Source organism: Klebsiella sp. GFKo11, assembly GCF_056490265.1.
In genome coordinates this window covers 591,667-616,257 of record NZ_CM151369.1, presented here as the reverse complement: position 1 = coordinate 616,257, position 24,591 = coordinate 591,667, and the positions used below count along the sequence as shown (strand labels likewise).

General features: G+C 51.6%; 20 protein-coding genes. 6 read left to right on the top strand and 14 right to left on the bottom strand.

Annotation, left to right across the window (positions count from 1 at the left end; all coding sequences use genetic code 11):
- Nucleotides 1-3: 3 nt before the first annotated feature.
- Nucleotides 4-207, bottom strand: coding sequence for a p-hydroxybenzoic acid efflux pump operon protein AaeX (gene aaeX / locus AC07P6_RS02930; RefSeq protein WP_002918640.1), 204 nt, complete (start codon nt 205-207; stop codon nt 4-6).
- 132 nt (nt 208-339) lie between these two features.
- On the opposite strand from aaeX, the gene aaeR reads away from it, so the two are divergent.
- Nucleotides 340-1,269 (top strand): HTH-type transcriptional activator AaeR, encoded by a 930-nt coding sequence (gene aaeR / locus AC07P6_RS02925; RefSeq protein ID WP_182235085.1) that lies wholly within the window; start codon nt 340-342, stop codon nt 1,267-1,269.
- A 45-nt stretch (nt 1,270-1,314) separates the two neighbouring features.
- Here the strand turns inward: aaeR and tldD are convergent, their stop codons facing one another.
- From tldD to csrD, 8 genes are all read right to left on the bottom strand, one after another.
- Nucleotides 1,315-2,760 (bottom strand): metalloprotease TldD, encoded by a 1,446-nt coding sequence (gene tldD, locus AC07P6_RS02920; RefSeq protein ID WP_304253776.1) that lies wholly within the window; start codon nt 2,758-2,760, stop codon nt 1,315-1,317.
- A 213-nt stretch (nt 2,761-2,973) separates the two neighbouring features.
- Nucleotides 2,974-6,771, bottom strand: a complete 3,798-nt coding sequence (gene yhdP / locus AC07P6_RS02915; RefSeq protein WP_478315615.1) for an AsmA2 domain-containing protein YhdP — start codon at nt 6,769-6,771, stop codon at nt 2,974-2,976.
- 69 nt (nt 6,772-6,840) lie between these two features.
- On the bottom strand, nt 6,841-8,310 hold the full coding sequence (gene rng / locus AC07P6_RS02910; RefSeq protein WP_110272814.1) for a ribonuclease G: 1,470 nt from the start codon (nt 8,308-8,310) through the stop codon (nt 6,841-6,843).
- Between the two features lie 2 nt (nt 8,311-8,312).
- On the bottom strand, nt 8,313-8,894 hold the full coding sequence (locus AC07P6_RS02905) for a Maf family protein (RefSeq protein ID WP_110272813.1): 582 nt from the start codon (nt 8,892-8,894) through the stop codon (nt 8,313-8,315).
- 7 nt (nt 8,895-8,901) lie between these two features.
- Entirely contained in the window at nt 8,902-9,390 is a 489-nt protein-coding gene (gene mreD, locus AC07P6_RS02900; RefSeq protein ID WP_004139709.1) for a rod shape-determining protein MreD, read from the bottom strand.
- The gene (gene mreC / locus AC07P6_RS02895; protein ID WP_181484698.1) at nt 9,390-10,388 is read right to left on the bottom strand and encodes a rod shape-determining protein MreC; all 999 of its coding nucleotides are present in this window, start codon (nt 10,386-10,388) and stop codon (nt 9,390-9,392) included. The genes mreD and mreC overlap by 1 nt, the downstream gene beginning before the upstream one ends.
- Nucleotides 10,389-10,458: 70 nt before the next feature.
- Entirely contained in the window at nt 10,459-11,502 is a 1,044-nt protein-coding gene (gene mreB / locus AC07P6_RS02890; protein ID WP_002918653.1) for a rod shape-determining protein MreB, read from the bottom strand.
- Between the two features lie 305 nt (nt 11,503-11,807).
- Nucleotides 11,808-13,748 carry an RNase E specificity factor CsrD gene (csrD, locus tag AC07P6_RS02885; protein ID WP_434661331.1) on the bottom strand — a complete coding sequence of 647 codons (1,941 nt, stop codon included), beginning with the start codon at nt 13,746-13,748 and terminating at the stop codon, nt 11,808-11,810.
- 219 nt (nt 13,749-13,967) lie between these two features.
- Here csrD and acuI point away from each other — a divergent pair, with 219 nt between their 5' ends.
- The 5 genes from acuI (at nt 13,968) to accC (ending at nt 18,845) form a co-directional block, all read left to right on the top strand.
- On the top strand, nt 13,968-14,942 hold the full coding sequence (acuI, locus tag AC07P6_RS02880) for an acrylyl-CoA reductase (NADPH) (protein ID WP_478315614.1): 975 nt from the start codon (nt 13,968-13,970) through the stop codon (nt 14,940-14,942).
- Nucleotides 14,943-15,019: 77 nt separating this feature from the next.
- Complete coding sequence (msrP, locus tag AC07P6_RS02875) at nt 15,020-16,021, top strand: protein-methionine-sulfoxide reductase catalytic subunit MsrP (RefSeq protein ID WP_182235090.1); 1,002 nt, start codon at nt 15,020-15,022, stop codon at nt 16,019-16,021.
- Nucleotides 16,021-16,620 carry a protein-methionine-sulfoxide reductase heme-binding subunit MsrQ gene (gene msrQ / locus AC07P6_RS02870; RefSeq protein WP_478315613.1) on the top strand — a complete coding sequence of 200 codons (600 nt, stop codon included), beginning with the start codon at nt 16,021-16,023 and terminating at the stop codon, nt 16,618-16,620. The genes msrP and msrQ overlap by 1 nt, the downstream gene beginning before the upstream one ends.
- Nucleotides 16,621-17,014: 394 nt before the next feature.
- Entirely contained in the window at nt 17,015-17,485 is a 471-nt protein-coding gene (accB, locus tag AC07P6_RS02865) for an acetyl-CoA carboxylase biotin carboxyl carrier protein (protein WP_110272807.1), read from the top strand.
- Nucleotides 17,486-17,495: 10 nt separating this feature from the next.
- Nucleotides 17,496-18,845, top strand: a complete 1,350-nt coding sequence (accC, locus tag AC07P6_RS02860; protein WP_110272806.1) for an acetyl-CoA carboxylase biotin carboxylase subunit — start codon at nt 17,496-17,498, stop codon at nt 18,843-18,845.
- A gap of 96 nt (nt 18,846-18,941) precedes the next feature.
- On the opposite strand, the gene AC07P6_RS02855 is transcribed toward accC, so the two are convergent.
- The 5 genes from AC07P6_RS02855 to AC07P6_RS02835 all read right to left on the bottom strand — a co-directional run bounded on the left by AC07P6_RS02855 (nt 18,942) and on the right by AC07P6_RS02835 (nt 24,574).
- Entirely contained in the window at nt 18,942-19,994 is a 1,053-nt protein-coding gene (locus AC07P6_RS02855) for an aldose 1-epimerase family protein (RefSeq protein ID WP_478315612.1), read from the bottom strand.
- The gene (locus tag AC07P6_RS02850) at nt 19,994-20,953 is read right to left on the bottom strand and encodes a sugar kinase (RefSeq protein ID WP_478315611.1); all 960 of its coding nucleotides are present in this window, start codon (nt 20,951-20,953) and stop codon (nt 19,994-19,996) included. Before AC07P6_RS02850 ends, AC07P6_RS02855 begins: the two co-directional genes overlap by 1 nt.
- Nucleotides 20,954-20,974: 21 nt before the next feature.
- Nucleotides 20,975-21,964 (bottom strand): ABC transporter permease, encoded by a 990-nt coding sequence (locus AC07P6_RS02845; protein ID WP_434661327.1) that lies wholly within the window; start codon nt 21,962-21,964, stop codon nt 20,975-20,977.
- Entirely contained in the window at nt 21,965-23,464 is a 1,500-nt protein-coding gene (locus AC07P6_RS02840) for a sugar ABC transporter ATP-binding protein (RefSeq protein WP_478315610.1), read from the bottom strand. It lies immediately after the preceding gene.
- A 219-nt stretch (nt 23,465-23,683) separates the two neighbouring features.
- A complete protein-coding gene (locus AC07P6_RS02835) occupies nt 23,684-24,574 on the bottom strand; it encodes a substrate-binding domain-containing protein (protein WP_304253786.1) in 891 nt (296 codons plus the stop codon).
- Nucleotides 24,575-24,591 lie beyond the last annotated feature (17 nt).

Sequence of the window (24,591 nt, the reverse complement as noted above, 5' to 3'; positions counted from 1 at the left end):
ACCTCAAACGAACAAACGCGATATCAGATAAAACAGGCAGCAATATAGCGCGGTATTAAACAGCGCCGGGTGCCAGACAAAATCATAAATGCCGGTTGGAACCAGCAGGCGGTGCACCAGCCAGAAGATGGCTAGAGACAATAGCAATTCAAAGAAGATCGGCGGAAACGACAAGCCGAAAATCACAATGACAGGAAACAGACTCATGATGACCTTGATAAGAAGCGTACAGGTGGCAAGCTGTGATGAATTTATTATGTAGCTAACAGTATATTAGCGTAATCATTGCAGCCTTATCTATATTGTGTGATCTAAATCACTTTTAAGCCAGAGTGAATAATGGAACGACTAAAACGTATGTCCGTTTTCGCCAGAGTGGTGGAACTAGGTTCATTTACCGCCGCGGCTCGCCAGCTCCAGATGAGCGTTTCTTCCATCAGTCAGACTGTAGCCAAACTGGAAGATGAGCTGCAGGTTAAGCTGCTCAACCGCAGCACTCGCAGCCTTGGTTTAACAGAAGCAGGGAAAATCTACTACCAGGGCTGCCGGCGAATGCTATTCGAAGCCCAGGATGTCCATGAGCAGCTATACGCTTTTAACAACACGCCTATTGGTACGCTGCGCATCGGCTGTTCTTCAACTATGGCACAGAATGTCCTGGCTCGCATTACCGCCGAAATGCTCAAAGAGTATCCCGGGTTGTCGATAAACCTGGTGACCGGCATCCCCGCCCCTGATCTCATTGCTGACGGCCTGGACCTGGTGATTCGCGTAGGCGCCTTGCAGGATTCCGGCCTCTTTTCCCGTCGCCTGGGGTCGATGCCGATGGTGCTCTGCGCCGCGAAAAGCTATCTCCATCAGGCAGGATGTCCGGACAAACCCGCAGACCTTGCCGGCCACTCCTGGCTTGAGTACAGCGTTCGCCCGGATAACGAGTTTGAAATCATCGCCCCGGAAGGGATCTCAACCAAGCTGATCCCGCAGGGACGCTTTGTGACTAACGATCCGATGACGCTGGTGCGCTGGCTTACGGCGGGAGTCGGCGTCGCTTACGTTCCGCTGATGTGGGTGATCGAGGAGATCAATCGTGGCGAACTGGAGATCCTGCTGCCGAGCTACCAGTCCGATCCGCGCCCGGTTTATGCGCTCTATACCGAGAAGGACAAACTCCCTCTGAAGGTGCAGGTGTGTATTAACTCTCTGACGGAATATTTCGTTGAGGTGGCAAAAATTTACCAGGGTATGCACGGGCGCGGAATCACCCGCTAAGTTGATTTGCGCTTTCGCAGGATGCGAAAGCGCATTGGAGAAGTATCAGGCAGTACCGCCAACGGTGAGTTTATCCACTTTGAGGGTTGGCTGGCCGACACCAACCGGCACGCTCTGGCCCTCTTTGCCGCAGACGCCGACGCCGCTGTCCAGCTTCAGATCATTGCCAACCATCGAAATCTGCTGCATCGCTTCAATCCCGGAGCCAATAAGCGTCGCCCCCTTCACTGCTTTCGTCACTTTCCCTTTTTCGATCAGGTAGGCTTCAGAAGTAGAGAAGACAAATTTCCCGGAAGTAATATCTACCTGACCACCGCCGAAATTCGGTGCGAAGATACCGTAATCAACCGATTCGATAATCTCCTGCGGCGTGGATTTCCCCGCCAACATGTAGGTGTTGGTCATGCGCGGCATCGGCAGATGCGCGTAGGATTCGCGGCGACCGTTGCCGGTTGGCGCCACGCCCATCAGGCGAGCATTGAGCTTGTCCTGCATATAGCCTTTCAGAATGCCGTTTTCGATCAGCACGTTATACTGGCCCGGCGTGCCTTCATCGTCGATAGCGACGGAACCACGACGATCGGCAATCGTACCGTCATCAACGACGGTACACAGTTCTGAAGCCACCAGTTCGCCCATATGGCCGCTGAAGACTGAGGTCCCGCGACGGTTAAAGTCACCTTCCAGACCGTGACCCACCGCTTCATGCAGCAGTACGCCAGGCCAGCCCGCGCCCAGTACCACTGGCAGCATCCCGGCAGGTGCGGCAACGGCCGTCAGATTCACCAGCGCCATACGCACGGCCTCTCTCGCCCAGGCATCGGCGCGCACTTCACCATCCTGAGAGGCAAGGAAATAGTCATAGCCGAAGCGACCGCCGCCACCGCTGGCACCACGCTCGCGTTTACCCTCTTCCTCCACCAGCACGCTGACGGAAAGGCGAACCAACGGACGCACATCAGCCGCCAGCGTGCCATCCGTCGCGGCGACCAAAATTAATTCGTAGACACCGGTCAGACTGGCGGAAACTTCCTGCACCCGCTTGTCGGCGGCACGGGCGGTTTTGTCCACCCGACGCAGAATGTCCAGCTTCTCTTCACGGCTCATGCTCTGCAGCGGATCGATACTGGTATAGAGGGAGCTGTATTCTACTGCGCCAAGAGTATGGACTTTGCCATCACCGTGGTCACGCACGATGGTACGGGCCGCCTGCGCACTCTGTTCCAGCGCCAGTCGACTAATTTGGTCGGCATAGGCAAAGCCCGTTTTTTCGCCGCTCACCGCACGCACGCCGACACCCTGGTCAATATTGTACGAACCATCTTTAATGATGCGGTCTTCCAGAACCCAGGACTCGTGATAGCTCGACTGAAAATAGAGATCGCCGTAATCCAGACGGCGCTCGGCCAGTTGGCCAAGAATGGCAAACAGATCCTGATGATTCAGGCCATTTGCCGACAGTAATTGTTCACTTACCAGGTTCAGACTCATCGTTATGCTACTCGTTTGTTGCCGCGTATCAGGCGGAAATAGATACCCTAAATAGTTCAAGTTGCAGGAAGGCGGCAAGCAAGAGAATCCCCAGGAGCATAGATAACTATGTGACAGGGGTGAACGAGCGTAGCCAACGCATCTGCGGCTTGAAATATAACGGGTATAGAACGCTATCTATTGAGAGTGCGATAATTATGCACAATCGTCAAATCATTGCTTTTTGTCGCTCCGCGCCTGGCGCAGGACTTCATTAATTTGCGGCTGATCGATAGGACCGGTGATGCGATAGCGCAAAATCGAGACCTTGTTCCACAACGGCCCCAGCACCTTGCTGGCGGCAAAGACCGCGGCACCGATAATCGGGTTAACGGCAAAGGCCGCCGCAACGCCTACGGTGGCGGAAATTTCCGGCGCGACCACGGCCTGCAGGTCCAGCTGGCGGCGCACGAGATCGACAGAGCCTTTCATTGCGATATCCGCTTCCAGACCATCGACCAGCGTATCATCGGTATTCATCACGCCGTCTTTAATCCACGCCGTGCTATGAATCGAATCAAAGTAGAAACCTTCGCTAAACGTATCGCTAAAGTCGAAACGTAACTTACGCAGCAGCGCATCAACACTCAGCAGACGCAGAAGCTGACCGGCATGGCCGGTACTCAGGTCGGTAAACTCACCTTTTCCAAGATGGCTTTTTAAGATTCCGTTAAGCGAGGCAACGTCCGGCTGCCACGGCGGCGCGCGCCAGTGCAGGTCATAATCGATATCGAATGCAGAGCCTTTTACCGGAGTTGATACGCCAAAGAAATTCACGAAATCATCGGTTTTATTACCGTGCAGCTTACCTTTTAGCGAGGTCCGTACGCCACTCGGGGCACTAACCCACACGCCATCCGTAGTCAGGCGACCAAAACCGGTATCCACCAGTCCGTTCGCCAACGTCAGAGTATCGCCGCTAATATTGAAATCACCCTCGATACGGCCATATTTTTGCCCCCATAGCCAGCACTCTGCGCAGCGAAGCTGAAGATCCGGCCAGCCGTGGAAATCAATTTTGGTATCAGACAGGGGGCCGCTGGTTTTAGCCGTCTCGCCGCTCTTCGCTGACGTTGGGTTGTAGTAGAGATAACGAATCGCCGCCAGCCACGGGGCATTCTTACGCATCGTCAGCGTTGCATTAATTTCACGCCCCTGAGCTTCAACTTTGGTGCCGCCGGCATCGGGCTGTGAAACAAGGCTGACGTTATTCCAGCTCTGGCCCGCCATCGTTAACGCTGGCGTACGCAGCGTGACCCGCTCCGGGAAGACCATATTACTGCTGACATCGTTTGCCGCTCCCCCCTGGAACAGCGCCAGCCACTGCGCACCGTCCATCGGCGGCATGTTCAGTTCTACACCAGATTGCTCAGGCAACGGTGACACCGCTTTACTGTCAGAGGTCAAAATAGCGCGGTCCAGGGTTAACTTATTCCCCAACAACCAGCGGCTGTTAATATGATTTTTTGCGCCAATAGAACCGGTTAGATTGAAGCTGCTTAACCCGCCATCAACCTTGATCTTTACAGGTAAAGATGCACCAGCTTGCTTATCGACTGGCGCAGGTAAGTGACTGCTTACATTCTTCAGATCGCCGTTGATATCAACTTTATAGTTCGCACTGCCGTGATACGGCAGCTCAATCGCCACTTTACCGTCCCAGGGCACGCTGCCGCTTAGAGCGCTATCAATCGCCTTAGGTAATAAGCCGGTACGCGATGGCTGCCAGTTGGCTTTCATCCCGACGTCCACCAGGAACGCCTTTTCACCCTCAGTGGTCGAAAAATCAATATTCAGCGGCTGATTAAACCAGTTGGCGCTCATCGGCTCGCTTTTCAGATCACCGTTTACAAAGCTGAATTTGCCGGTCAGGTTCTGCAATGTGGTGTCGATAGGCTTGATGAACAGGCTGTTGTTCTTCAACTGAACATCGCCTTTCGCGGTGGTTATCTCGCCGTCCAGCGGGATACCAAGATGTAAGCGAGCGCTCACATTCCCGTCCAGTTGAAGCTCATCCAGCGCCGCACCCAACGTTTTTTTCAATGGGGTCTCATTAAAGTAAGGCCCCACCTCTTTACCCGGCCCGTTAACGTCGGCATCAATCAACAGCTTTTCTCGCGAATAGTCGGGGATAACCGCATCCAGGTTGCTGGCAGTGACTTTACCCAGCATCACCTTATCGGCCTTCATCCATAAACCGTCATTGATAAAGTTGAGGTCGATATTCAGCCCGGTTAGTGCTGGCCAATCAGGCTGGAAAGCAAAGGTGGCGTTCTTAAGCGGCACCGAGACCTGGAACTGGCCTTCGTTATGCTTATACGGGAACAGGTGGGGATTACCGCCGTAGGCCAGCGTGGCATCGGTGGCCTGACCGCCTTTAATCGCCCCACTGAGGTAATCTACCAGCGCTTTGCCCATGAGATTTTCCGGGAAGTAGCGCCATGCCTGACCGCCGTCATTGGTACTGATACCGGCCAGAATCCCCAGCCAGGGTTCATCGCCCTGCGGTTGCAGATAGCGGAATCCACCGCGAGCGCGAACACCGGTAGCCTGCACATCAATATCGCGACCATCGAGCATAAAGCCTTTATCATTCTTCACCCAGCTCAGGGTCGCATCGCCTTTGGCAATTTCCAGCGGCGCGCGAAAGACCGTCTCATACGGCATTTTCGCCTGTGTCATGCTGACGTGTAGGGCACCGTTCTCCACGCTTCCGGAAACGTTTCCTGAAAAGTGTTCAGCGCCCGGCAACAGCTTCCACTGCTTCCATGACATATCGCTCCAGTCAGCCTGGAAGCGGGTCTTTTCCGCCGCTTGCAAAGGAATATCCAGCGCCAGAAGATTGATTTTGCCGCTTGGCTGGGTAGTTCGCCAGATTTCGCCCAGCGAAGGAGCCAGCTTGTCGGCCATCGGCTGCAGCCCGGTCAAACCGTTAAGGTTAAGATTGCTGGCGCGAATGCGCAGTTCATCGCTACGTTTGCTGTTGTTCCCACCGACATCCTGAGCCGGGATCCACGCCATAGCCAGCGCGCCGCGCGGCCAGGGTTTATCATCAATAGAGATGCGCGTATCCGGGATTCGAAAACCCCAGCTTTGATTGTCGCGATAGATATGCGCCGTCAGGTTATCGACCGAAAGATGATGCTTATCTTTATCACCTTGCCAGCTGGCCCCGCCTTTCTTCAGCCAGACATCGCCACTGGCAACATCGCCTTTATCGATGGTCATCCAGCCTTCAAGACTAAACCGTGCGCTCTGCAAGGCAATATTGTCCTGCATCCAGCGCCCAAGCCATGGTTTAACGTCGATATCATCGGCCTGAAGCCAGACGCGCCCCTTATTAAGCAGACCATCTTCGTCGCGCAGATCCATTCGCACCTGCATCACCCCATGCTGGCCGGTCAGGCTGCTGAGGCTAAGCTGTCCTTCTGCACGATGGCGGTTTTTGCCGTTTAGCCAGGTAAGCTGCGGGATTGCCAACTCGGCCCGCTGGCCGGAAATGGTCAGGAAGCTCAGATGGCTATCGCGGAGGATAAAGTGATCGAACTGGCGGAGGAAAAGATCGCTAATACGGTCGGTTTTCAGCCCCTCACCACCGTCATTGGTTTGAATAGGGGTGTTAGTATGAACCTGTAACTGCCAGAAAGTGAGATCGCGAAACTGCCAGCGCATATGCAGCAGGCTTTGCCACACGTCCAGCGCCAGAGTGACGCGTTTAATGGAAAGTTCACCGCCATCATTCAGGCCGGTCTTAATATCGCGAACATCAAGCGTAGGGCCAAAAGTTTGCCAACTGGCGGTAATTTGCGAGGCATCGACCGGTACGCCAGCGATAGCGGAAATTTTCGCCAGCACCTGGGGACGCCAGGTGTCCAACTGCGGCAACACGAGGCGCAGACCGCTCACCAGCAGTGCGACGACGACAATCAATGTTGCCGCGGTGAGCAGTAATATCCCGGGCAGTCGCCTCACGCATCTCTCCTTGTCAGCCTTTTACACTTCATCCGTCTGCCTCTCCTAAAAATAGAGGCAAGTAGATGATTACATCATGACCACATCAAACTGCTCTTGATTATAGAGCGGCTCAATTTGCACTTTGACTTGTTTACCGACAAAGATTTCGACTTCCGCCAGCGCATGGGATTCTTCCCCTTTCAACGTTTCCGCTACCGCAGGAGAAGCATAGACCAGGAAACGGTCTGAATCGTAGGCATGATGCACGCGTACGATCTCACGCATAATTTCATAGCACACCGTTTCCACGGTTTTCACCGTGCCGCGGCCATGACAGGTCGGGCACTCATTGCACAGCACGTGCTCCACGCTTTCGCGGGTGCGTTTGCGGGTCATCTCTACCAGCCCAAGCTGAGAGAAACCGTTGATACTGGTTTTTACCCGATCTTTGCTCAGCGCCTGCTCAAGCGAATGCAGCACCCGGCGGCGGTGATCCTCATTGTTCATATCTATGAAATCAATGATGATAATCCCGCCGAGATTACGCAGCCGCAGCTGACGGGCAATGGCCTGCGTCGCCTCAATGTTGGTGTTAAAGATAGTATCATCGAGATTGCGATGGCCAACGAATGCACCGGTATTGATATCAACGGTGGTCATCGCTTCGGTCTGATCGATAATCAGATAACCGCCGGATTTCAGCTCTACTTTACGTTCGAGCGCACGCTGAATCTCATTTTCGACATCAAAGAGATCGAAGATCGGCTGGCGGCCACTATAGTGCTCCAGCTTGTTAGTCATCTCCGGAATATATTCAGCAGTAAACTCGAGCAGCGATTCGTAAGTCAAACGGGAGTCGACGCGAATGCGATCGAGCTGTGCATCGGCAAAATCGCGCAGCACACGTTGAGCCAGAGCCAGTTCACCGTACATCTGGTAGCGCGTTTGCTGGCGCTTTTTACGCTCCATGACTTTCGTCCAGACGCGCTTGAGATAGGCAGCATCGGCCGCCATCTCTTGTTCGTGAACGCCTTCCGCCGCCGTACGGATGATAAATCCGCCCTGCTCATCGCAGTAATCGGCCACTACTTTTTTCAGCCGTTCACGTTCAGCTTCGCTTTCAATACGTTGCGAAACACCAACGTGCGAAGCGCCCGGCATAAAGACCAGATAACGGGAAGGAATGGTGATGTCGGTTGTCAGGCGAGCGCCTTTCGTACCGAGGGGATCTTTCACCACCTGCACCATCAGATCCTGCCCCTGACGCACCAGTTCGGAGATGTCGCGGACGGTAAACTGCTTTTGTTCTTCACCTGCCACACATTCGGTATGCGGCATAATATCGGAAGCGTGCAGAAATGCGGCCTTATCCAGACCAATATCTACAAAAGCCGCCTGCATTCCCGGCAGCACACGGCTGACACGGCCTTTGTAGATATTGCCTACTATCCCACGGCGCGCTTCACGCTCAATATGTATTTCTTGAAGAATACCGCCATCAATATACGCGACACGCGTTTCGGATGGCGTTACGTTAACTAATAATTCAGCTGTCATCTTTATCCCTTTTCTTCACGCAGTGAGTTAAAGTTACTGAGCAACTCATACGTTTCCACCAGCGGTAAGCCGACTACGGCGTGATAGCTGCCATTTATCTTCCTGACGAAACAGCCACCCAGCCCTTGAATACCGTATGCACCTGCTTTGTCTAAAGGTTCGCCACTGGCCACATAGTCGGCAATATCCTGCCCGGAAAGCAGGCGGAAGGTCACCTCTGTTATCACCAGGCAATCCAGCGTCTGCTGCTTATCGGCCAACGCCACGGCCGTCATGACCTGATGAGTTTTCCCGGAAAGCATACGCAGCATTTCTGCAGCGTGTCCGGCATCACGCGGTTTTTCCAACACTTCACCGTTAAGAATGACGATGGTATCCGCCCCCAAAACAGGCAGATCCCGCGGCGCCAACGCCACACCGGCCTGCGCTTTTTCCCGCGCCAGGCGCGAGACGTACTGCTGCGCACTCTCCTGCGCACGACGTTGTTCCTCAATACCAGGAACCAGTCGCTCAAAAGAGAGGCCAAGCTGGGTCAGCAGTTCCTGCCGACGCGGAGAACCTGAAGCCAGATACAGAGTCGTCATATCAACCTTATTGCACTGCAAATTGCTGGCGTACTTTACGCATCAGCAGGAAGATCCATGGCCAGAGCACGCCGTTTACTACACTACTCCAGAACACTTCCGGACGGAAAGAGACGTTGATCACTAAAAACTCTGCCCAGAAAACAATGATATCCACGGCGAGGGATAACATCACCACCACCAGCGCCTGCTGCCAGAGCGCCAGATTGCGGAACAACTGATATTTCAGCGCCACCAGATAAGCCACGATACTTAATGATAGTGCGCGAACGCCAAGCGTAGAACCGCTGATGAGATCGAGGATCGCCCCCATCACAAAACCCGTGCCGACATTCACCCGATGGGGTAACGCGAGGATCCAGTACAGCAGGATAAGGAGTACCCAATTTGGCCGGTAGACGCTGATGTCCGCCGGCCAGGGCATAATCTGCAGCAATAGCGCAATGAGAAACGAGAGCCAGATAACCCAGCGTCCCTGGCTACGATAGCTTGCCACTATTGCCCCCCTGCAGGCAGAGGTTGCTGAGCCGGAGGCTGCGTTATGCCGGTTGCCGGAGCAGGCATTTGCGGCCCCATAGCATCCGGTGCAGGCAGAACCTGCGGCATCATCTGAGTTAGTCGTTCATTCGCGACGCGATGAACTTCTTCCGGCGTCATCGGGTTAGCGCCGTTGCGATCGGCTCCCCACAACAACAGCAGATAACGCAAACGCTGAAGGCCTGCGGTCGGGCGCGCCTGAATTACCGTATACGCGCGCTGCGTATCCAACTTCACGGACGAGACCACACCAACTGGATATCCTTCAGGGAAACGACCACCGAGACCTGAAGTCACCAGGACGTCGCCCACACGAATGTCGGTATTGGCTGGCAGATGCTCCAGTTGAAGATCGTCAGTACAGCCATTACCCGCAGCAATCACGCGAATGTCGTTACGCAGCACCTGAATCGGTAGCGCATGCGTCGCGTCGCAAATCAGCAGTACGCGGCTGGTCATCTTCGCCACGGCGACGACCTGACCAACGACGCCTTTATCGCTAATAACCGGCTGACCTTCATAAACGCCGTTAACGCTGCCTTTATCGATAACAACCTGATCGCTGTATGGATCGTTAACCGTTGAGATGACCTGAGTCACCATTTTTTGCTCGTCCTGGCGCAACGGAGAGCCCAGCAGCTCGCGCAGACGCGCGTTCTCCTGTTTGTACTGACCCAGCATCAGTAAGTCGCTGTTTTTCAGCAACAGTTCCTGGCGCAGCGCGCGGTTTTCCAGTTCGAGCTGGTCACGGGTTGCCAGCGTTTGCGATACGCTGTCGAGTAGTTCCCGGGGACCATTAGAGACAAAGTAGAAAGGGCTGACGGCAGTATCCATGTACGTTCGGATTTGACTGAACGTACCCAGGCGGCTGTCGGCGATTATCACGCCAAGCGCCACCAAAACCGCCAGAATAAGGCGAATCTGTAGCGACGGGCCACGGCTAAAAATTGGCTTCATAGGCTATGCGTATTCTCGTGTCAGTTAAGACCGGGGCAGCCGTATGCCAGCCGCCCGGATCTCAGGCTGACTACTCTTCGCTGAACAAGTCGCCGCCGTGCATATCGATCATTTCCAGTGCCTTACCGCCGCCACGAGCGACGCAGGTCAGTGGATCTTCTGCAACTACGACAGGAATTCCTGTCTCTTCCATTAACAGACGGTCGAGGTTGCGCAGCAAAGCGCCACCGCCGGTCAGAACCATACCGCGTTCGGAGATATCGGAAGCCAGCTCCGGTGGGCACTGTTCCAACGCAACCATCACCGCGCTAACGATGCCGGTCAACGGCTCCTGTAACGCTTCGAGGATTTCGTTAGAATTCAGGGTAAAGCCGCGTGGCACGCCTTCTGCCAGGTTACGCCCGCGAACTTCAATCTCGCGCACTTCATCACCCGGGTAAGCAGAGCCGATTTCATGCTTAATACGTTCTGCGGTGGCTTCACCGATCAGGGAGCCATAGTTACGACGCACATAATTAATCACGGCTTCATCAAAACGGTCACCGCCGATACGTACGGAGGAGGAGTAAACTACGCCATTCAGGGAGATAACCGCCACTTCAGTGGTACCGCCGCCGATATCCACAACCATAGAACCGGTTGCTTCAGAAACCGGTAAGCCAGCACCGATCGCAGCCGCCATCGGCTCTTCAATCAGGAAGACTTCACGGGCGCCTGCGCCCTGCGCGGATTCACGAATAGCACGACGTTCAACCTGGGTCGCGCCAACCGGCACGCAGACCAGTACGCGCGGGCTCGGACGCATAAAGCTATTGCTGTGCACCTGTTTAATAAAGTGTTGAAGCATTTTTTCGGTGACGAAAAAGTCGGCGATAACGCCGTCTTTCATCGGGCGAATAGCGGCGATATTGCCCGGTGTACGCCCAAGCATCTGCTTCGCTTCATGACCAACAGCGGCGACGCTTTTCGGCGATCCGGCACGATCCTGACGAATGGCCACGACGGAAGGCTCATTCAATACGATGCCTTGTCCTTTTACATAGATAAGGGTATTCGCGGTACCCAGGTCAATGGACAGGTCATTGGAAAACATGCCACGAAATTTTTTTAACATACTAAGGGATAATCCTGAAAGCTGGGGCGGAAAACAAAATCCGCTTACTTTACCAACCACGCGCAGCAGCGACAAGGCGAAAAAATCATCTGCTGCGGTGAAAATTAGTGCAGTTCGTTTCCTTTGTTACAAATTTGACTGAGTCCGTCTGATGCTGAAATCTTCAGCAGCGCTCCGCGCTTGAATCTGTAACCTGTCAAAGGTCATGAACTGGCATTTACATTGCGATAATCCGGCAGGTAGACAAGCACACCCCCTTCACTATAGCGCGCGTTATTCTACGTGAAATCACGCTAAACGGCAGATCAAACAGAGTATCTTTGCGAATATTTTTTCACATTTGTGTCAAGTGGCTGTGAGGCGGCAAAAAATTCCCCCTGACCACCGGTGACACCGCATTGAGACAGCACCTGCCACTCGCTACGGCTGAGCACGCCCGTCGCGAAAACCTGAACCGGCATTCCCTTACAGGCTTCAACCAGGCTCTGAACCAGCAGCTGATTCTCACTGCGTTTTTCTATATTTCGCGATAATCCCGAATGCAGCTTAATAACTTCGACGTCAAGCTGCTTGATCCAACTGGTTCCAACCAGCGTCAGACCCGCCTGAACAACGGCCACCCGAATACCTAAAGCATTAATTAGCCGCATAACCGGCTGCAGACGGGCGATATATTGACAAACATCTGCCTCTGCAAGTTCAAAAATAATACGTCGACGCTGCGATTTTTCGCATTGCATCAAAGTATCGCGTAGCCAACGCTGGAATCGCGGGCGAATTAACGACTCAACCGTAATCTGTAAAGCGAGGTTTTCTTCCGGCCAGAAACCTAAAAATGGCAATATTCGGGTAATCTGCAGGCGGTCATACTCTTCTGCCAGACCGAATTGCAACACCATCGGCATATATTCCGCCGCAATCACTTCTTCTTTACCGTCATAAAGACGGCACATCAGTTCCCGGTGATGGACGCGACCATCGCGAGTTACGGCGGGTTTCTGGTAGAGTCGCGGTCCGCCTCGGCTAAGCATTTGCTCAATCAGCGTTCGCCAGCGGACGTTACCACGGCCTTTCTCCGGCAAAGAATCATCATAGACTGCCCAACTATTACTGCCTTGCAGTACCGCATTGCGTGTTGCCGCTTCCGCGTGTTCCATGACCTGAGCGGCCGTTTGCCCGCTGCGGAAAGCGCAGATACCAATATGCATCATATCGTCGCGATCGAGAATTCGCGTCGGCGGCAAGGCATCCATGGCTTTCAATAACAACCCAGCGATGCTGTCCGCCTCTTTTAACGTGCGATGTGGGAGCAAAACGGCAAAATCACTCCGGTGATAGCGCGCCAACAGCGCTCCGGGGTAGCGCATGATAAAAGTAGAGAGCATATTGATGAGCGTAAAGTAATGCTCTTCGGTCGCCCCACGCCCCCAGTTATCGCGCAGTAGATCGAAATCAGGCAAGCGGATCATCATCACGATGCCATATGACCCGACTTTTTCCTGGTCTTCGAGCAGCGTCGTCAGCTGATTATCAAAGAACAGACGGTTACTCAGCCCAGTTTTTGAGTCCTGCGCGACGTAAGAGCGAATCAGCGTATCCATACGGCTTCGCTGATCGCTGGCAAACTGAAGTTCTGACAGCAGCATATCCAGCGCGCTACTGATGTTAGCCGGCCATTCATGTACCGATCCACGAACCTGCGGCCCACGCTCACCATTAAGAATGCGTGCGGCTCGCAGCTCCAGTAACTCCTGTCCAGCCAGTTGACGGCGGATCCAGCGCACGGAGAAAAAGATGATCAAAACCATAAAGCCAATGGCGATAGAGAGCGGCGCGGTGACATGTAGAGAACGGAAATAATTAGCCATCGGATCCAGATAAACCAGATGGATAACCATACCAGGGTGCTTAAGCGATGGCACCGTGATATTGCGGAACTGGTTGCTGCTGCCTAACGGGCGATAATTATCGGTACGTGAATGGCGGTAGACCGATTTGCCATTGAGCTGAAAATCGACACTCACCACTTCGGCCGGCGTCATCAGCTCCTCCATCTGCGGTTCGAGCTGGTCAAAGGACATAGAAACCAGGCGGTTATCCAGCATCGTCGCCACGGCCTGGACCCGGTTGGACATTTTTAGCTGAATACCATTATAAAAACTCAGCGAAGAACCAATAAGCGTGACAAAGATAGTCAGGCTAGTCAGTAGCGTGACAAACGCTGAGAATTTCGTCGTTAATCGCATCCCTGTGTTAACTCCGCATGTGAATGACTACCCGACAAACATTCGGGCTCCTGTACTGGCACTTAGGCTAAAGTAAGCACTAACTTGCTAAAGAGCGACGCATACTACCAAAGCTGGCGCATCTGGCAATTTATTGCGTTACATCGGTGTCATAATGCCGTTAGCGAGTATAGTCTGCAGAAAAAATTTTCCAATCATCCAACCTATGAGGATCGGCGCATGCAGGCTTTAATCTTAGAACAGCAGGATGGCAAAACAATCTCTTCGGTGCAAACCATTGACGCCAGCCAGTTGCCGCAGGGCGATGTGACAGTGGATATCCAATGGTCGAGCCTAAACTATAAAGATGCATTGGCCATCACCGGTAAAGGAAAAATCATCCGTAACTTTCCGATGATTCCTGGCATCGATTTCGCAGGCTCTGTGCACAGCAGCGAAGATCCGCGCTTCCACGCAGGCCAGCAAGTGCTGTTAACCGGGTGGGGTGTCGGTGAAAACCACTGGGGCGGGCTGGCAGAGCGAGCTCGCGTAAAAGGCGACTGGCTGGTGGCAATGCCTCAAGGTCTGGATGGCCGTAAAGCAATGGCCATTGGCACCGCAGGTTTCACCGCCATGCTGTGCGTGATGGCACTGGAAGATGCCGGTATTCGTCCTGAAGATGGTGAAATCGTGGTGACGGGTGCCAGCGGCGGCGTCGGCAGTACCGCGGTGGCTCTGCTGCATCACCTGGGATATCAGGTAGTGGCGGTGTCCGGTCGCGAAAGTACCCATGAATATCTGAAAAGCCTTGGTGCACAGCGCATCCTTAGCCGCGATGAGTTCGCCGAAACCCGCCCGTTGGAAAAACAGCTGTGGGCTGGTGCCGTAGATACCGTCGGCGATAAAGTGCTGGCGAAAGTGCTGGCGCAAATGAACTACGGCGGATGCGTAGCAGCCTGTGGTCTGGCCGGGGGATTCGCCCTGCCGACAACCGTGATGCCGTTTATTCTGCGCAACGTCCGCCTGCAGGGCGTGGACTCCGTCATGACTCCGCCCGCTCGCCGTGCTCAAGCCTGGCAGCGACTGGTTCACGATCTGCCGGAGTCATTCTATGCGCAAAGCGCAACTGAAATTACCCTCGCCGAAGCCCCTGAGTTTGCCGATAAGATTATGGCTAACCAGATTCAGGGCCGCACGCTGGTGAAGATCGCCTAATCTGCAATTTTTCGTGACATATTCGCGATAAGTCTCCGCCTCCGTCATGCTTAGAAAAATGCATGACGGAGGATGCCATGAAACTGAAAAAACTGACGGAAGCCGACGTGACGGCAGAATCCGTTTTTATGCTGCAACGTCGCCAGGTCCTGAAAATGTTAGGCATCAGCGCGACCGCCCTTTCCCTCTCTCCCACCGCGCAAGCGGATCTGCTGGATTGGTTTAAAGGCAACGACCGCCCACCGGCGCCTGCAGGTAAAGCACTGACTTTCGATAAACCAGCACAGTGGCAAAACAATCTGACGCTGACGCCGGAAGATAAAGTTTCCGGCTATAACAACTTCTATGAGTTCGGGCTCGATAAAGCTGACCCTGCGGCCAATGCTGGCAGCCTGCGCACCGATCCGTGGACGCTGACGATCGGTGGCGAAGTGGCGAAACCGCTGACGCTCGATCATGATGACCTGACCAGGCGATTCCCGCTGGAGGAGCGTATTTACCGGATGCGCTGCGTCGAAGCCTGGTCGATGGTGGTTCCGTGGGTCGGATTCCCGTTACATAAATTACTCTCGCTGGTCGAACCCACCAGCAACGCCCGCTACGTGGCATTTAAAACCCTTTACGCCCCTGAGCAAATGCCAGGCCAGAAAGATCGCTTTATCGGCGGCGGGCTGGCATACCCATACGTTGAGGGGCTGCGGCTTGATGAGGCGATGCATCCTCTGACTCTGCTCAGCGTTGGCGTATATGGCAAAGCGCTGCCGCCGCAGAACGGCGCGCCGGTTCGGTTAACCGTTCCCTGGAAATACGGCTTTAAAGGGATCAAGTCCATCGTCAGTATCGAACTGACTCGCGAGCGCCCACCCACGACCTGGAACCTGGCCGGTCCTGATGAATATGGTTTCTACGCCAACGTCAATCCGCACGTCGATCACCCCCGCTGGTCACAGGCTACCGAGAGATTCATCGGCGCGGGCGGCGTCCTCGATGTCAAACGTCAGCCAACGCTGTTGTTCAACGGCTATGCTGATGAAGTTGCATCGCTGTACCGGGGCCTGAATTTGCGGGAGAACTACTAGTGCGCCTGAATGTAAAACAGATAACCTGGCTGAAAGTGATGCTCCATCTGGCCGGTTTTTTACCCTTGATATGGCTTTTCTGGGCAGGAAATCAGGGGTATTTCAGCGCCGATCCGGCAAAAGATATTCAGCACTTTACCGGTAGGATGGCTCTTAAATTCCTGCTGGCGACCTTGCTTGTCTCTCCGCTGGCGCGCTACGCTAAGCAGCCTTTATTGATACGCACCCGACGCTTATTAGGTTTATGGTGCTTTGCCTGGGCCACGCTGCATTTGACCAGCTACACGCTACTCGAACTCGGCATTAACAATCTGGCGCTATTGGGCACGGAAGTGCTCACCAGGCCTTACCTGACGTTGGGCTTAATGAGTTGGTTGATCCTGCTGGCCCTTGCGGCGACGTCTACCCAAGCGATGCAGCGAAAACTGGGCCGCCGCTGGCAAACATTACATAACTTCGTCTATTTAGCTGCGATCCTCGCCCCCATCCACTATCTGTGGTCGGTGAAGATTTTATCCCCACAGCCAATGATTTATACGCTACTGGCGATCCTGCTTTTAGCGTGGCGTTACAAGAAGTTCCGCCAGTGGTGGCGCTAATCTCCGGATATGTGCAGTTTCCCGCAGTTCTTTTATCAGCCGCGACTCTTTACACGATAGCGGTTGATAATCTTCCCTGATAAGACCAGTATTTAGCTGCCAAATGCTACGAAATCGTTATAATGTGCGACTTTGGTTTTCCTGACGGGCTTTTATAGCCCTGAAAAGGTGACAATTGCGTATCGAAGGTATATTTTGTTTTTTACCCGAGAATGGCAGAAGATGGCCGCAAGATGGTTGATAAGTTCCGCATTTTGCTTCTAAGCAGTCGGGGCTTACCTGTCGGCTTCAAACGAAGCGCGGCGTCTTGATATCAGCAGTAATTCATATGCTTTACAGACGGCGCTAACACGCCTGTCACAATCACACTAAACAAAGAGTACGGAACCCACTCATGGATATTCGTAAGATTAAAAAACTGATCGAGCTGGTTGAAGAATCAGGCATCTCCGAACTGGAAATTTCTGAAGGCGAAGAGTCTGTACGCATCAGTCGTGCCGCGCCAAACGTAGGTTTCCCGGTGATGCAACAGGCTTACGCTGCACCGATGATGCAGCAGCCAGCTTTGTCTAACGCTGTCGCGCCTGCGGCAACTCCAGCAATGGAAGCCCCTGCAGCAGCGGAAATCAGTGGTCACATCGTACGTTCCCCAATGGTTGGTACTTTCTACCGCACCCCGAGCCCGGATGCGAAAGCATTCATCGAAATCGGTCAGAAAGTTAACGCGGGCGATACCCTGTGCATCGTTGAAGCCATGAAAATGATGAACCAGATCGAAGCCGATAAATCCGGCGTGGTGAAAGCCATTCTGGTCGAAAGTGGTCAACCGGTAGAATTTGACGAGCCACTGGTCGTCATCGAATAACGAGGCGAACATGCTGGATAAAATTGTTATCGCCAACCGCGGCGAGATTGCATTGCGTATCCTGCGTGCCTGTAAAGAACTGGGCATCAAGACCGTTGCTGTGCACTCAACGGCGGATCGCGATTTAAAACACGTATTGTTGGCGGATGAGACGGTCTGTATCGGCCCGGCTCCGTCCGTAAAAAGCTATCTGAATATCCCGGCAATCATCAGCGCCGCTGAAATCACTGGCGCGGTGGCTATTCATCCGGGTTATGGTTTTCTCTCAGAAAACGCGAATTTCGCCGAACAGGTAGAACGCTCTGGCTTTATCTTTATCGGCCCGAAAGCTGACACCATCCGCCTGATGGGCGACAAAGTGTCTGCAATTACCGCGATGAAGAAAGCGGGCGTGCCGACTGTTCCCGGTTCCGACGGCCCTCTGGGCGACGATATGGATGCTAACCGTGCTCATGCGAAACGCATTGGCTACCCGGTGATTATCAAAGCATCCGGCGGCGGCGGCGGTCGCGGTATGCGCGTTGTTCGCGGTGATGCCGAACTGGCGCAGTCCATCTCCATGACTAAAGCTGAAGCGAAAGCTGCTTTCAGCAACGACATGGTTTATATGGAGAAATACCTGGAGAATCCTCGTCATATTGAGATCCAGGTTCTGGCTGACGGCCAGGGCAACGCTATCTATCTGGCGGAACGCGACTGCTCTATGCAGCGTCGTCACCAGAAAGTGGTCGAAGAAGCGCCAGCACCGGGCATTACCCCGGAACTGCGTCGCTATATCGGCGAGCGCTGCTCCAAAGCATGCGTGGATATCGGCTATCGCGGGGCGGGTACTTTCGAGTTCCTGTTTGAAAACGGCGAGTTCTATTTCATCGAAATGAACACCCGTATTCAGGTTGAACACCCGGTAACTGAAATGATCACCGGCGTTGACCTGATCAAAGAGCAGTTGCGTATTGCAGCTGGTCAGCCGCTGTCCATCAAGCAGGATGAAGTCGTGGTTAAAGGCCATGCGGTGGAATGCCGTATCAACGCCGAAGACCCGAACACCTTCCTGCCGAGTCCGGGTAAAATTACTCGCTTCCACGCGCCGGGCGGTTTTGGCGTACGTTGGGAGTCTCATATCTACGCAGGTTACACCGTGCCTCCGTACTATGACTCAATGATCGGTAAGCTTATCTGCTACGGCGAAAACCGTGATGTGGCGATTGCGCGTATGAAGAATGCGTTGCAGGAACTGATTATCGATGGCATCAAAACCAACGTTGATCTGCAGATTCGTATCATGAACGACGAGCATTTCCAGAATGGTGGCACCAATATCCACTATCTGGAGAAAAAACTCGGATTGCAGGAGAAGTAATAATTCTCCCTGTCGCGAACTCACGGCGGGGCGTTTTCACTTCTGATGTCGTAATCAATAAGGGAGGCCAAAACCTCCCTTATTTACGCCCAGCGTTTAACGATATCCTGCAATTTCTTCTCTTAGTGCAGCAAGATTTTCTTCGCCTTCAACAATTCCCAGTTCAAAGCAATACCGTTTTGTTTCACCAGGTTGGATAAACGGCAAACGACCCGACGCTCGTTCCGTATCACGCCCATCGGGAAAACTATTACTCACTTCCAGCCCCATAACATACTCACCGGCACCCAAATTTTTCCACTGAATAAAGTTCGGCAGCGCCCTGGTATCGAACTTTTCATACACTCCCCAGCCCAGTTGATGATTAATTAGCGCAACTTTACTCATTCCATCACTATCACTGTTCAGCGTCAGGTAATAAACCTGTTCGGCAAAACCCGGCTCCGGGGCGGTAATCGTCAGATGCTCCGCCAGACCTTCTGCAGCACGTGGAGTTCGCGGCGTTACGCTTTTAGCCGACAGAATAATCTCCCCTTCCGGCGAGAGCAGTGGCCAGCCGTAGTTAAAGTGATAAAGAATTTGCAGCGGCTGCGCGGTAAAACCGTTATTCGTCACCTTATCTTCAATAAACAGCGTATTGCTGCCGTAAGTACAGCGAATCGTTCTTTCCAGCGTCAGATTTTCACCAAACAGTCGTGTTTCGCGGACCTTACCGGTGATTATAAATTCTGTACCGTCATCGCTTTGTTCCGTGCGATAGCCCACCTCTTCCGCTGGTGTAGCAGCAATTCGGCCATGTAAACCTAACGTTTCACCCTCATCTTCACAGGGCGTACCGATATAGCTCAGCCCGCAGGTCGTTAATAACCCGGCGCAAAAACTGCGTAAAAAACCATTGCCCTGAGCATCAAAAAAAGCCGGTGCGACTACCCCATTAGCAGTAATAAAAGAGAGTGATACCCCCTTGTAGCTGGCCCATGCGATATCCAGTGCCCGATCTTTTAGTACCGTAAAATCTAGCCCCGCGCCAGAACGGACATCAAATGCCTCCGTTCCCTTCGCTTTACCGCTGCGTAATTCATAGTGTTTTATGCCCGCAACCTGGGAGATATGGCCAATCCACGGGCGAACATCGTTGATATGTTTCATCAGCTATTTTCCTGTACTAGCACTTGGTGGCGTTCGATAAAAGCAGTAATCTCCGCCAACATCGAGGTTCCCTCCATCGGCCCCCTGCGGGTCACAGCCAGCGCCCCGCAAGCATTAGCGTATTGCAGTGCCTGTCGCGCGTCATAACCCAATTGACGGCAGGCGATATACGCACCGCCAAAACAGTCACCCGCGCCAGTAGGATCGATTTCCTGCACCGGATAACTATCGACATGAAATTGTTCCGTTGCAGACCAGAAGCTCGCCCCCTTACTCCCACGTTTTACAATGACCTCCTTTACGCCATCGTCAAGGAAACCCGCAATGGCACGCTCTGGAGTCAAATGCGATGACAGCAGCAAAACTTCACCTTCACTCGGCATATAAATATCCGTTAGCTCCAACACAAAATGCAGGGCATCACGCATTTCCGGAATATCAAGCATCTCTTTACGAATATTAGGATCAAAAGAAATAACCCCACCATTCTGCTTAACTAACATCACCGCTTTCTTTACAGCATTAACCATATGAAACGAAAACAGTGACGACCCCATAATATGGAAATGCGTGCAATCTTTCAGTAGAGTTTCATCGACATGGCTGGCTGATAATTTTCCACAGGCAGCATTTTTAATATTGAAAATAAAATCGCGCTCACCAGATTCATGGTAAGTGACAAAAGCACTACCGGTGGTCTCCAGCGGTAACACTGAGATTCCCCGGATATCGACCCCATCAGCCGCCAGGCGATTGATATTGATATCGCCAAAACCATCTTTGCCCACGCAACTAATAATTCCGCACGATACACCAAAGCGGGTAACCTGGTCGATAAAAATGGCTGGCGCTCCGCTAGGATAAGGACCATTCCAGATACCGGATTGATCGAATCGCTGACCTTTCTGGTTCGCCATAATTTCAACCAGAATTTCTCCAATTGTGAATACTTTACTCATACAATTAATCCCTTGAAATATTTAGCCGCGTTTTCTTTTATTTCTAACATCGACATAAACCGCAATAAGAATAACCAGTCCCTTGACTACCATCTGATAAAAATAGGGGACATTCATTAAATTCATCCCATTATTAATCACACCAATGGTTAATGCGCCGATCATGGTACCGACAACAGTGCCATAACCACCATTGAGACTCGTGCCGCCAAGAACTGCTGCCGCAATAGCATCCAGTTCATAGCTTAACGCTGCATTCGGTTGTCCTGAATAAAGACGTGAAGCCAGAATCATACCGCTAATGCCCGCTAGCACAGCGGTAATCATAAAGACTTTTATTTTGAGACGAACAACGTTGATGCCAGAATATACGGCAGCCTCTTTATTACCACCGGTGATGTATATTTTTCGACCAAATGTGGTTTTTGTCAGAATAAAATGATTAATTAACAACAGAACTAATAAAATCCAGATAGGGATCGGGATATATAAAAACTCACCATTGCCTAATGCCAGGAATGCATTGCTTTTAATCATAATTGGCATACCATCAGTGACGATATAGGCAATGCCCCTAAAAATCCCCATTGTAGCAACTGTAACGATGAAGGAAGGAATTCCGGCAATCGCCGTCAGACCACCATTAATCATACCCAAAATCAGCGCTGCAATAATAGAAAGTGGAATTAATAAAATAAAAGGTATGCCCCAGGATGCACCGAGAGCTGCAAAGGTGCCAATCAGTGCTATGGTTGAACCCACAGATAAATCGATATCACCAAGAAGCAGGACATAGGTCATCCCATAGGCAGTAATTGCGATAATCGATACCTGAAGAATAATATTAGAGATATTATTCCCAGTAAAGAAACTATCATTCAGGAAACTGAAGAAAATGATTAAGATAATCATTCCACTCAGAATCCCACCATACTGTTTAAATATTTTCTTAAAATTATTCCTGGCTGAAAGACTCCGTTCACTGGGCATAGAGATTATTTTCTCCGTCATTTACTGTACTCCTGTTGCAGCGGTCATCACCTGCGTCTGTGTCAGGTTTTCACATGGATAGATGTCAGCGATGGCTTTGTTACGCATAACGACCAGGCGGTCGCTCAGCGCCATCACTTCCGGTAATTCTGATGAAACCAGAATAATCGCCGTACCAGCAGCAGCCAGTTGACGAATAACATTATAAATTTCAAATTTCGCCCCAACGTCTACGCCACGAGTAGGCTCATCAAGCAATAGAATACGCGGCGTTTTTTCCAGCCACTTTGACAATACAATTTTTTGTTGGTTACCACCGCTTAATGCGCTCACTGGTTGATGAATCGAGCTAATTTTCGTATTCATTAGCTCTACAGATTTGAGGGTTTTCAGCTCTTCTTGTTGGTGGTTAATCAACCCCAGGCGTGACGCGTTATATTGAAAAGCTACATGATGCGTATTCATGTTCACATCGTGCATCAGAACTAACCCCTCCTCCTTACGGTTTTCAGTCACAAATGCAATGCCATGTTCAATTGCCTGTTTCGGAGAACGGATTTCAACCTTTTCGCCATCAATCAGGATCTCACCCTGCCAGGCAACAATCCCAAATATCGCCTTCATGACATCAGAGCGGCCGGCCCCCACAAGTCCGAAGAAGCCCAGTACTTCACCTGGCCTAACGGCAAAATTGATCTGATGAAAAAGAGTTGAATGAGTCAGCGCTCTGACTTCCAGTCTCGGAGTTACGCTAGCCTCGGGTTTCTCGCCAATACGTGGAGGCCAAATATTTTTCATCTCCCGTCCAACCATCTGCGCAATGAGCTGCTGAATCTGGATATTTTTCTTCTCATGTGTCGCAATATATTCACCGTCGCGAATCACTGAAATATCGTCAGAGATACGCATAATTTCGTCCATGCGATGAGAGATATAAATAACTGCACTACCGCGCTGCGTTAGCCTGGCAATAATATTAAATAAGATTTCAGCTTCGTTATCGCTCAAGGATGATGTTGGTTCATCCATGATGACGACATCCGCGGGATAACTTAACGCCTTAGCAATCTCCACCAGCTGGCGTTGCGCCATCGACATATCACCAACCAGGCCATGAGCATCCAGTGGGATCCCCAACTCCATCAACAAGCGCTGACAATCAGCAAGCATTTTCCTGTCGTCAATAATACCCAACCGCATCGGTTCATTATTGGCATAAATATTTTCTGCAACCGTCATATTATTACTCAGGCTTAGCTCCTGAAAAATAATTGCAATACCAAGCTTTCGTGAATGCTGTGGATTATTTATAGCGATCAGCTTACCATGTAGTGTAATCGTCCCTTTTGTCGGAGGATAGACCCCGGCAAGAATCTTCATCAACGTCGATTTTCCGGCTCCATTCTCCCCTAATAAAGTATGAACTCGCCCTTTACGAATTGAAAGCGTGATATCCTTGAGTGCCTGAACGTGGCCGAACATTTTAGCCACGTGAGAAATTCCCAGAATTACATCCGTCATAACCACCTCAACTCCACAGTAAAATAATCATTACTACGTTAATCTAATTAGTAAGACCAAAGCATTAACAAAAGGATTTATCGGTAACCCTTCTGGCTTTATAAAAATAAAGCTTACAATAGAAATTTATTAGAGTTAAAAATGACCATCAGGCTGAAAAATAGAGTGCAACCTGACGGTCACGTAGATAATATTTACTGTAGAATAGTTTATTAAATACTATTTACCCGTATACACCCCAGGCTGAACAGGAATTAGTTTATCCACTGGTTTGCCATTCAGATGATCAACCGCAGCATCAATTGCTTTTGCGCCCATTTGGTCCGGATACTGCCGAATTACTGCTGCAAACGTTTTCTCACTGTCAACCGCATCACGTGCTTCTTTCATTCCATCGAAACCAATAATCTTAATGTTCTCATTATGGGCAGATTTTGCCGCGATAACAGCTGCCAGCGCAGCATCATCGCCAAAACCAAACAACCCATTAAGATTCCGGTTCGCCTGCATGATATTCTGCGCGGCGGTTAATGCTTCGGCACGAGTGATCCCAGGCTGTTCTGCGACAATTTTAATATTAGGAGTCGCCGCCAACCCTTTTTTAAACCCTTCTACACGATCGACAACAGACTGTAATGCCGGGTAGCTAATAATTGCCACGGTGCCTTTACCATCCAACAGCGTACCCATTAATTTACCAGCTTCTACCCCACCGGCGTAGTTATCGGTCGCGACATGTGCCACAACTGGTACACCTTCAGCTGCAACATCAACGGTGATAACAGGAATGCCAGCCTTATCTGCTTTGATAATGGCCGCCTGAACACCTTTTGAATCCACTGGTGAAATAATAATGGCATCTACTTTTTTGGTAATAAAATCTTCAACATCTGAAAGTTGTTTATTTAAGTCCTGATTGGCGATAGAGATACTTAAATCAACATTATCTTTCTTCGCTTCATCTTTCATTGCATTGGCAAGATCAATATAAAATGGGTGTTGTTGCGTCAGTAATGATGCGCCAATTTTATACTCTTTAGCAAAAGTGCTTTGAGAAAAAATAGCCAGACCAATTAGCATCGCCAGGCCAGGAAATTTGAAGTTTTTCATAAATAATCCTCATTGTT

Coding starts and splice junctions, on each gene's coding strand:
- aaeR (WP_182235085.1), top strand. CDS start 340: ATGGAACGACTAAAACGTATGTCCGTTTTCGCCAGAGTGGTGGAACTA.
- msrP (WP_182235090.1), top strand. CDS start 15,020: ATGAAACTGAAAAAACTGACGGAAGCCGACGTGACGGCAGAATCCGTT.
- AC07P6_RS02855 (WP_478315612.1), bottom strand. CDS start 19,994: ATGAAACATATCAACGATGTTCGCCCGTGGATTGGCCATATCTCCCAG.
- AC07P6_RS02905 (WP_110272813.1), bottom strand. CDS start 8,894: ATGACGACTCTGTATCTGGCTTCAGGTTCTCCGCGTCGGCAGGAACTG.
- accB (WP_110272807.1), top strand. CDS start 17,015: ATGGATATTCGTAAGATTAAAAAACTGATCGAGCTGGTTGAAGAATCA.
- csrD (WP_434661331.1), bottom strand. CDS start 13,748: ATGCGATTAACGACGAAATTCTCAGCGTTTGTCACGCTACTGACTAGC.
- tldD (WP_304253776.1), bottom strand. CDS start 2,760: ATGAGTCTGAACCTGGTAAGTGAACAATTACTGTCGGCAAATGGCCTG.
- accC (WP_110272806.1), top strand. CDS start 17,496: ATGCTGGATAAAATTGTTATCGCCAACCGCGGCGAGATTGCATTGCGT.
- rng (WP_110272814.1), bottom strand. CDS start 8,310: ATGACAGCTGAATTATTAGTTAACGTAACGCCATCCGAAACGCGTGTC.
- AC07P6_RS02840 (WP_478315610.1), bottom strand. CDS start 23,464: ATGACGGATGTAATTCTGGGAATTTCTCACGTGGCTAAAATGTTCGGC.
- AC07P6_RS02850 (WP_478315611.1), bottom strand. CDS start 20,953: ATGAGTAAAGTATTCACAATTGGAGAAATTCTGGTTGAAATTATGGCG.
- acuI (WP_478315614.1), top strand. CDS start 13,968: ATGCAGGCTTTAATCTTAGAACAGCAGGATGGCAAAACAATCTCTTCG.
- AC07P6_RS02835 (WP_304253786.1), bottom strand. CDS start 24,574: ATGAAAAACTTCAAATTTCCTGGCCTGGCGATGCTAATTGGTCTGGCT.
- aaeX (WP_002918640.1), bottom strand. CDS start 207: ATGAGTCTGTTTCCTGTCATTGTGATTTTCGGCTTGTCGTTTCCGCCG.
- mreB (WP_002918653.1), bottom strand. CDS start 11,502: ATGTTAAAAAAATTTCGTGGCATGTTTTCCAATGACCTGTCCATTGAC.
- AC07P6_RS02845 (WP_434661327.1), bottom strand. CDS start 21,964: ATGACGGAGAAAATAATCTCTATGCCCAGTGAACGGAGTCTTTCAGCC.
- mreC (WP_181484698.1), bottom strand. CDS start 10,388: ATGAAGCCAATTTTTAGCCGTGGCCCGTCGCTACAGATTCGCCTTATT.